Source organism: Brevundimonas sp. UBA7838 (genome assembly GCF_002500885.1).
GTDB lineage: Bacteria > Pseudomonadota > Alphaproteobacteria > Caulobacterales > Caulobacteraceae > Brevundimonas > Brevundimonas vesicularis_C.
Map to the genome: position 1 here is coordinate 1,859 of NZ_DLTK01000061.1, position 259 is coordinate 2,117.

Sequence of the window (259 nt, forward strand, 5' to 3'; positions counted from 1 at the left end):
GCCCAGCACCAGGCCGGCGAACATCTCGGCCGCCTCTTCCGGATCGGCGACGCTCATCCGGCCCAGCCGCGTCTGTTCCGCCAGCCAGGCGCCCAGTTCGCGCAGGCTGCGACGCGGGCCGGCCTCATAGATGGCGTGGGCGATCTCGGGCGCCTCGACCGAGACCAAGGCGACCCCGCGCATCGAGCCGACCTTGTCGCCGCTGCACACCCGGTTCAGCAGCGTCAGGGCCAGGGTCTCCAGCACCGTCTGCGGATCG

Annotated in this window: 1 protein-coding gene; it reads right to left on the reverse strand. The window is 72.2% G+C overall.

Annotated elements, in window-relative coordinates; all coding sequences use genetic code 11:
* Positions 1-259: TetR/AcrR family transcriptional regulator C-terminal domain-containing protein (locus tag B3T77_RS04620; RefSeq protein WP_292077678.1), on the reverse strand; the 259-nt coding region annotated here is incomplete at both ends.